The sequence below is a fragment of the Terrimonas sp. genome, from assembly GCF_003075435.1.
Lineage (GTDB): Bacteria > Bacteroidota > Bacteroidia > Chitinophagales > Chitinophagaceae > Agriterribacter.
The window spans coordinates 199466-208657 of sequence record NZ_QCZJ01000009.1 but is presented as its reverse complement, the minus strand read 5'-3'; the positions used below and the strand labels follow the sequence as shown (position 1 = coordinate 208657).

Below are 9192 nucleotides of genomic sequence, written 5' to 3'. Positions count from 1 at the left end.
TGAAATTGACTGCCGGAAAGGTTTTGTGGTATCTTTTTCCATAACATGCAATATGCTCATCAACTCTTATACCTTTTCTATTTTTAATTATTAACATATGTGCATATCGTTTAATACAAGAGGCCTATTAAACTAAAGGGAGATTTTCCTGCGGAAACTGACATTAGGATAATGCAATATCCGCTTTTGCCGCACCCGTATTTTTTCCATACCAGTCAATCTTTCTTGAGTAATACATGATGATGGCAATGAGTATGAACAATCCTATACTTCCGAATAATAATGCGCCATCCTGTAACTGTATCAGGATAAATATAAAGCTGTACAGCATCGCCAGCAATCCTCCGAAGAGTAATGCAATTTTCCATTTATTGAACAATCCTTTTGTATAGAGCGTTATCAATAATACCGTTGCTGTTGTAGCAATAGCATACGCAATATTAAATCGTACATATTCTGAAATAGATAAAAGTAATGTATAGAAAATGCTCAGTGCTAATCCAATCAATACATACTGTACCGGGTGAACCGCGGTCTTCTGTAATATTTCCACAAAAAAATATAACCCGAAAGTGAGCGCTATAAACAGTATGGCATATTTAACCGAACGCATTGTTTTGGAATAGGAATCTACAGGTTGTAATAAGGTAATACCAAAATCAGAAGCGGCGATATTATACTTTTCGTTTTTCCAGCTTTGGGGATAATTGCGGTTCAGGTGCTGAATTTTCCAGTCGGCATCAAATCCGGTTTCCGTTACCTCGGGAATATTAAGCGGTAGAAAGCTCCCGTCGAATTTAGGGTTTGTCCATGGTGAAGAAAAATGCACTTCAGTAGTTTTTCCAACAGGCGTAAAGGCTAATCTTTCCGAACCGCGTAAGCGTAACTGAATAGTAAATCTGTTTGTTTTTGCTATTGCTTCTTCGTTAAGATTGATAGCTGTGTTTACACCATTGGTAATAACAGCATCATCGGGCACTCCTGCGTTGAAAGTATAACTGCTATCGTTCCACCTTATATTCAGTTGTTCCTCTATGCCCCTGAAATCATTAATACCCATGCATATAAAGGCCCTGTCTGCATGAAAATCAGCTTTGGCAATATTGAGTTTGTCTGCATTCAGCGGCGCGAAATCACCCTGAATGGTGATATCGGATTTATATACCGCGATATTAAAAATACTGCGATGACGAATTTCAGGCTGCAGTTTACCGTTAATGGTTAAATGCTCAGGTAAAAAATAGGCGAACTTTTCAAACACATTTATTTTTCCGTCTTTATCCTGTACAGATTCGCTGTAAGGAACAACCAGTAAAGGACCTGTCAGGGTTTGCGCTCCTGCCCATTTTGAACTCACTTCTTTTGCTACTTCCTGTTGCCTTTCAGATCGCTCACTTACAAGATTCATGATAAATGCTGAAGGGATAAGCATGATAAGAATAAGGAAACCTACTATTACGCCTTTTATAGTATACCTGTTCCTGTGTAAAAAATTGTCTTCCTGAATTTTGACCTGCATATAATTTTTGTTTTAAAAGTGCTTTGAATTTCAAAGTATATAATTAAAAAAAATTCACCCTAAGGATTTGATCATTTGCTCCAGCCCATCAAGATGTGATTTAAATGCTTTTTCACCTGCTTTTGTTACGGAGTATGTAGTATTGGTTTTTCTGCCGATAAAACCTTTCTGTACTTTAATATATCCATTCTCTTCCAGGTTTTTAAGGTGAGAAGCAAGATTACCATCCGTTACCTCTACAATTTCCTTCAACTGGTTAAAATTAAGCTCCTCGTTCACCATAAGCGAACTCATGATGCCCAATCTTATCCGGCTGTCGAATACTTTATTTAAATTTTCTATCGGATTCTTCATTTTTATGCTTTGAGCGGTCAGCTATCAGCTATCAGCCATCAGATAGCCGATAACTCAAAGCCCATAGCTGACCGCTGATGGCTTTTAGCTCTTTCTTTCGTATTTCCACCACATCATTACTCCATATATAATATGCAGCACACCAAAACCTATTGTCCAAAAATATAAACCATAACCCAAAAACCAGCAATTGATCAAACCTAATATCACCTGGCAATATCCAAGATACCGTACTTCTCCCAAAGTATATTTACTGGCATTTATTAAAGCAATGCCATAAAATATGAGGCAGCCGGGTGCAATCATTCCAAAATAACCCAATTGTATCATGCGCAGCAAAAAAAATCCTCCGGCTACCAAAGGCACGGCCATATTCCAAAGTAGTCTTTTAGAAGAAGTACCCCAGATAGGCACATTATTTTTTTTGCTTTTTATCCAGGTAAAAATCAATGCCAGTATAAATGCGGCAATCAAAGTAAATAATGCAATGCGGAATAATTTATATTCCATAAATTGTTTCAGGGAAATGATATCGGGATAATAGTTGTTGTAATCCCGGTGCCCGCTGCTGCTGATTATTATATCAAATGCAAACCAGGCTCCGATCAAAGCGCAAATTCCGGCTGCAATACCGCTTAACCCGCTCAAACTTATAAAGCGGCTGCTGCGCTCCATCATTTGCCTGATATCCTTCAGTGTATCTAAACCAGAATTTTTATCTGACATAAAAGTGCTTTGAAAGTCAAAGTAAATATTAAAATTTTGTTCGTCCAAGTTTTTTCGATGGATTTTTTAAAGAATCGCGTTTGTGAATTACCACTCATGGAACGAGATTATAAATATTGTATTCCGGTATAATATTCAGATTCTTAATACTTACATAAATTATACTTCTAATGTGAGTATTATCGTTTAACGCTTATTATTTTTGCATATGGCTTGGAAATCATTATGTTCTTATGTGGCAGTAAGTTTTTGTTTCATTTTTATTACCGGCTCGGCTTTTGCGCAACAAAGAAAAATTTACGGATATGTGCAGGATTCTCATAGTGAAGAGCGCATTCCTTTCGCATCATTAAAATTTAAACGTTCGGCAGAAGGTACATTAAGTGATTCCGCAGGAAATTTTTCTTTTACACTTGATGCATGGCCCTCTGATACCATAGAGGTAACTTATGTTGGCTATGAAAATTTCTATCTCGCCATAGATACCACTGCAGAAGAAATGCAGGTTGTGATCAATCTTGAACGGGGGAAAAGAAATACCGAAGTAGTCATAAAAAGCAAGATCGGGAAAGGAATGATCCTGTGGCGGAAGATCGTAAAGAACAAACCGATTAATGATCGCAGCAGGTTTGAAAATTATTCTTATGAGCTATATAATAAGCTTGAAGCGGATCTTAATGACCCGGCTAACAACAAACTGATAAAACTTACCATACTAAAGCCGTTTAAAAAAATCATTAACCAGAATATAGACAGCACCACCGAAATTAAGCCTGTACTTCCACTATATCTTACTGAATCATTGTCTGATTATTACTACCAGCGAAGCCCAAGGAAAACACGCGAGGTAATGAAAGCGGTGAAAACAATGGGATTCAATAACCAGAGCATAAGTAAAATGCTTGGGGGAATGTACCAGAATGTAAATGTGTATAAAAATTTCATCCCGGTTTTTGATAAGGATTTTGTGAGCCCGATAAGCGATAACGGGTCTGCATATTATAATTACCGTTTGCCGGATACACAATATGTTGCCGGCAGAAGAATGCTGCATTTTGTTTTTGAACCAAAGCATAAGGGAGAGAATACTTTTATCGGCGATGCATGGATTGCGGATTCATCTTTTGCAGTAATGAAAATGAATCTGAGGGTGCCGGAAGGTGCTAATCTTAATTTTGTAGAAAGGCTCGATCTTATACAGGAGTACCAGTTAGTGAATGATTCCATCTGGTTTCTCTCAAAAGATAAGTTTGTGGCTGATTTTATTTTTCTTGATAAGAACAGGTTAAATTTTGTGGGGAGAAAAACCAGCACCTACCGTAATATTTCTATTAACGATACTGCAATTGATACCGAGCTTGCAAAAAATAAGCTGCGGGAAGAAGTGATCGTGCAGGACTCTGCTAACACAAAAACGGATGAGTTTTGGCAGGATGCCCGTCATGAACAGTTATCAAAAACAGAGAAAGGTATTTACCAGATGATTGATACCCTGATGGCAATGCCCAGCTTTCAGCGGTTTACAGATCTTGTATATTTTTTAGGAACCGGGTATAAGAATGTGGGAAATTATGAGATTGGTCCCTGGTACAATTGGTTTACTGCAAATGCATACGAAGGGGCAAGGGTTAGGTTTGACCTGGGCACCAATACCGGGTTTCACCGTAAGCTTTATCTCACAGGATATTTAGCTTATGGATTTCTCGACAAGAAACTTAAAGGAAGGTTTCAAACATTATACCTGTTGAATAAATCTCCCCGGTCAACATTATTTGCTTCCTATTTAAATGATATTGATAACGGGCAGGTGTATTACGACGAAGTAGGCAGTGATAACCTTTTTGCGATAGCATTACGTAAGCCAAATGTTCCGTTGCGTTATATGAAAATAGAGCAGATGAAGCTGGAATATTTTAAGGAATGGAGTAGTGGATTGTCAGTAACGTTTACGGGTCAGCGAAGAAGATTTACGCCATTAAGCAACCTCCCGGTAAAGGAGCATTATCCTTCTGAATCAGGCGGAGAGCCATTAAATACGTTTGAAGCCGGTGCAAAAGTTCGCTTTGCATACCTGGAAAAATTCCTCGATGGTAATTTTTACCGCATGAGTCTGGGCAGTGATTACCCCATTGTAGAAGCACATTATATGAAAGGCTTTGCAGGCATTTTAAACAGCAGTTATAATTATCACCGTATTGGCGGAAGCATATCAGATTACAAAAAACTGTCTCCTTATGGCAGCATTTACTATAACCTGTATGCAGGTAAAGTATATGGCACCTTGCCTTACACATTGCTTGAAATTCCACCGGGAAATAATATCTGGTATTATAATAAGTATGCTTTCAATATGATGACACGTTATGAATACCTGGCAGACTGGTATTCGGGCATAAATGTAGAGCATAATATAGGTAATGGCGTATTCAGGTTTATCCCACTTACAAGAATGCTTAAATTCAGGCAATTTTGGGGAGCTAAAATCATGTGGAGCGGACTAAGCCAGGCTAATAAAGATTATAATACTGATAATAACGGACACTCTTTTAAAACACTTGATGGAAAGCCATATCTTGAAATAGGAACCGGTGTAGATAATATTTTCAAAATTTTCAGGCTTGATTTTATCTGGAAGGTATTACCCCGCCCGTTGCCTGATAAAACATTTGAACGTTTCGGAATATTTGGTAGTTTCAGGGTGGTGTTTTAGGGGGTAGCTATTAGCTGATAGCTGATAGCTCAAAACTGACCCCTGAAAGCTGAAGGCTGACCCCTGATACCTGACAGCTAAAACAAAAACAACTACATATGGACATATCAATACAACAGGCCCAGCAACAGGTTGATCTTTGGATACAAACCGTGGGCGTAAGATATTTCAGCGAGCTTACCAACCTGGGTATATTAATGGAAGAAGTTGGGGAACTGTCGAGATTGATGGTGAGAACTTATGGTGAACAATCTTTTAAAGAAAGCGATAAAGGCAGGGAGTTGGGAGATGAAATGGCTGATGTATTGTGGGTATTACTTTGCCTCGCCAATCAAACTGGCGTGAATCTTACAGAGGCGCTTCAAAAAAATTTTGAGAAAAAGAATATAAGAGATGTGAACAGACATAGGGATAATGAGAAATTGAAGGATTGATATTCTTTAAATAGGATTTGTTGTCGCAGCAGAGCGTATAGATTAAATATTAACAACCACACATCATTGTTGCCACTCGTTAATTGCTGGTTAATTTCTTGTATTTATTTAGTGCAAACGTTTGATTTATAATTATTTTTTTATTACTATTTTAATTTGTTTAAAAAGTTTAAATTTATCTCACATTAACCAAAACAATTTAACAAGCATGCTTATGACAGGTTGAATTTTCTTTTATTTTTACCTATCCCCATCATTAATGCACAAATACCAATGACTTGCCCATCTATTGGTAATATACAATCTCATTATTGCGCCATATTAAATTAATACCTTAAATACAAAACCTATGTTGAATCATTCCGGTATAGCTATTTCTTTTTTATTAAGTTTTTTAAACAAAAACCAAATTGACACTTATGACAAAATTTAAGTTTCTGTTGCTATTCATGTTAATAGCAAATGCAGTGTCAGCTCAAACCCGGCAATTAAGCGGGCTTGTAACTGATGCAGGCAACAATGGCGTACCTGGCGCCACAGTAAAAGTGAAGGGTAAAAATTCCCAAACACTTACTGATACTGATGGAAAATTTTCATTTTCAGTACCTTCAGGTAATATCGTTTTACAAATTTCGTCTATCGGTTTTACAACAAAAGAAGTTACTGTTGCTGCTACTGACAATAGTGTTTCTATTTCGTTAGCTACATCTTCTACAGATATGACGGAGGTGGTTGTAACTGCGCTTGGTATTAAGCGAGAAAAGAAGGCCTTAACTTATGCGGCGCAAACGGTTGGGGGTGATGAAATAAGAAAAGCAGCCAATATAAATTTTATGGAGGCTTTGAGTGGTAAAGCTGCTGGTGTGAATATTACTACCAGTAGTTCAGGTGCAGGGGGGTCTACAAAAGTTGTATTGAGAGGTAACAGGTCTCTTGTTGGGCTTAGTGAGCCTTTATATGTTTTGGACGGTATTCCTATGGTAAATAATAAAGGTGCACAACCAGGCTCTTACGGAGGCAATGATCGGGGTGATGGACTTTCTACCATTAATCCTGACGATATTGAAAGTATGACCATACTTAGAGGCGCGAACGCATCTATATTATATGGTAGTCAGGGCGCGAATGGTGTGGTACTTGTAAATACTAAAAAGGGCAAACCTGGAAAAGCTGTTATTGGGTTGAGTTCCAGTACTATTGTTGATCAAATATCTGGGCTCCCTAAATTTCAATACGATTATGGTGCAGTAGGAAGTTCTGTATACAACTGGTCTACTACAAAAGGAAATTATCAGAAAGGATATATCAAAGATTTTTTTCAGGCTGGGATTAATACCACAAATTCGGTTTCAATATCTGGTGGTAGCGAAAAGACAGCTGTCTATTTTTCATATGCCAATGTTTCTGCAAAAGGAGTAATACCAACAAACACTTACCTTAGAAACAATGTTACTTTTAACCAATCAACTAAGTTCTTTAATGACAGGTTAACTGTAAGTTCAAATGTGATGTTTGCAAGTGAAATATCACGTAACAGGCCTGGTGCTGGCTACTACGATAATCCACTTACCGGGTTATATTTATTTGCCCGTCAATTAGATTTCGATTCCTATAAAAATAACTACCAGGTGTATGATAGTTCCAGGAATTTGTATAAAATGAATTGGTATTCTACAGAAGAAAAACAAAACAATCCTTACTGGTTAATTAATAAAAACACGAAGCTTGCCAAAACAAATAGAGTTATAGCTAATGCAAAGGCGGCTTATGATTTTACAGATCATCTTAAGTTTGAGGCAAGAGCAAATATTGATTATGCCAACAAGTTATTTGACAACAGGTATGCTGCAGGTGGAAACTCCGTAAGTGTTAGCTCAAACGGAGCTTGGGAATATTCAAAATATACCGATCAGTCGTTGTATACAGATGGAATTTTGAGCTATAATAATAAGATTAACAATATTAGTATAGCGGCAGTAGTAGGTGCAGCTTATCAAAAAATGAACTTTAGTGATGGTATGAATGTTTCAAACCAGGGAGCTACTTATACTTTACAATATCCTAATGTGTTCACATTTGCAAACATGCCATACCAGGTTATATTCAACAAAACACTAAGCACCGTTTCAAAACAGGGATTGTTTGCTAACGCCACAATTGGATATAAAGACATGGTATTTGTAGATGTGGCCGGTCGTAACGACTGGGCTTCTACCCTGGCGCTGACAGGCAATGAGTCTTATTTTTACCCAGCTTTCGGTATTACGGCAATTATAAGTGAGATGGTTAAATTACCCACTGCTATATCGTATTTAAAAGTACGAGCTTCCCACACCCAAATTGGTAATGAGGTTCCGTTTAATGTTGTTAATCCTCTAAATTCTATTGGCGGAGCTGGTGATCCTATATCTGGAATTGGCGGCATAACGTATAATTCACAAGTACCTTTTACAGATTTGAAGCCTGAAAAAGTAACCAGTACCGAATATGGTGCAGAAATGAGACTTTTTAAAGGCCGGGCAGGGTTTGAATTTACATATTATAATAGCGTAAGTACAAATCAGTTCCTCACAGTACCGGCTCCGTCTGGTTCCGGATATACTATTAAATATATTAATGCTGGTAAAATTACAAATAAAGGATTCGAATTGGTTTTAAATGGTGATCCCATCAGTAATCCTAATTTTCAATGGAATACAGCATTAAATCTGTCACAAAACAGAAACAAAATTGTTGAATTGGTAGCTGATAACCCAGACTATCAGGTTGGAGGAGATGATGAAGGCTTTGCATCTATCATTAAAGCTGGTGGTTCATTCAATGATGTGTGGATATATAAATTTAACAGAAATGATGCGGGACAGATTATTCTTGATGATAACGGGGTTCCAACAAAAGCCCCTAAACAGGTAAAGGTGGGCAATGTAAATCCTGATTTTCTTTTAGGATGGAATAACTCGTTTAATTATAAGAGTTTCTTTCTTAATGTGCTTGTAAATGCCAAATTTGGTGGTGTAGCGTTTTCCAAAACCGAAGCATTTCTTGATTCTTATGGTGTAAGTCAAAGAAGCGCAGATGCAAGAGCTAGCAGCACAATACCTATTGATGCGGTTCAAGGAAGTAATAAAGTAACTTCTATCGATCCTGTTGTTTATTATTCAAGTATCGGCGATAGAAATAAAATAATGGAGCCATATGTATTTTCCAGAACAAACGTAAGATTAGCCCAGTTTGTATTGGGCTATAATCTTCCTCTTAAAAATCATGAAGGTGTTGTTAAGGATGCCTCCATCTCTTTAATTGGAAGAAATTTATTCTTTTTCTACAAAAAAGCTCCGTATGATCCGGAACAGGCAATGAGTACTGGTAATTCAATGCAATCAAATGATGTGTTTAGCGTTCCGCCAACAAGATCATACGGAATCAATTTAAAAGTTACTTTTTGATAA

Annotated in this window: 6 protein-coding genes; 3 read left to right on the top strand and 3 right to left on the bottom strand. The window is 37.3% G+C overall.

Features of this window, described 5'->3' with window-relative positions:
* Positions 1-163: 163 nt before the first annotated feature.
* The 3 genes from creD to DC498_RS12155 all read right to left on the bottom strand — a co-directional run bounded on the left by creD (position 164) and on the right by DC498_RS12155 (position 2599).
* Complete coding sequence (gene creD, locus DC498_RS12165; protein ID WP_116874427.1) at positions 164-1519, bottom strand: cell envelope integrity protein CreD; 1356 nt, start codon at positions 1517-1519, stop codon at positions 164-166.
* 54 nt (positions 1520-1573) lie between these two features.
* Complete coding sequence (locus DC498_RS12160; protein WP_116874426.1) at positions 1574-1873, bottom strand: winged helix-turn-helix domain-containing protein; 300 nt, start codon at positions 1871-1873, stop codon at positions 1574-1576.
* 84 nt (positions 1874-1957) lie between these two features.
* Positions 1958-2599, bottom strand: a complete 642-nt coding sequence (locus tag DC498_RS12155) for a hypothetical protein (RefSeq protein ID WP_116874425.1) — start codon at positions 2597-2599, stop codon at positions 1958-1960.
* 208 nt (positions 2600-2807) lie between these two features.
* On the opposite strand from DC498_RS12155, the gene DC498_RS12150 reads away from it, so the two are divergent.
* The 3 genes from DC498_RS12150 to DC498_RS12140 all read left to right on the top strand — a co-directional run bounded on the left by DC498_RS12150 (position 2808) and on the right by DC498_RS12140 (position 9189).
* Positions 2808-5309: a DUF5686 family protein gene (locus tag DC498_RS12150; protein ID WP_116874424.1), complete on the top strand. Its 2502-nt coding sequence runs from the start codon at positions 2808-2810 to the stop codon at positions 5307-5309.
* A gap of 98 nt (positions 5310-5407) precedes the next feature.
* Positions 5408-5743, top strand: a complete 336-nt coding sequence (locus tag DC498_RS12145) for a nucleotide pyrophosphohydrolase (RefSeq protein ID WP_240627994.1) — start codon at positions 5408-5410, stop codon at positions 5741-5743.
* Positions 5744-6162: 419 nt separating this feature from the next.
* Positions 6163-9189: a SusC/RagA family TonB-linked outer membrane protein gene (locus DC498_RS12140; RefSeq protein ID WP_116874423.1), complete on the top strand. Its 3027-nt coding sequence runs from the start codon at positions 6163-6165 to the stop codon at positions 9187-9189.
* Positions 9190-9192: the final 3 nt, after the last annotated feature.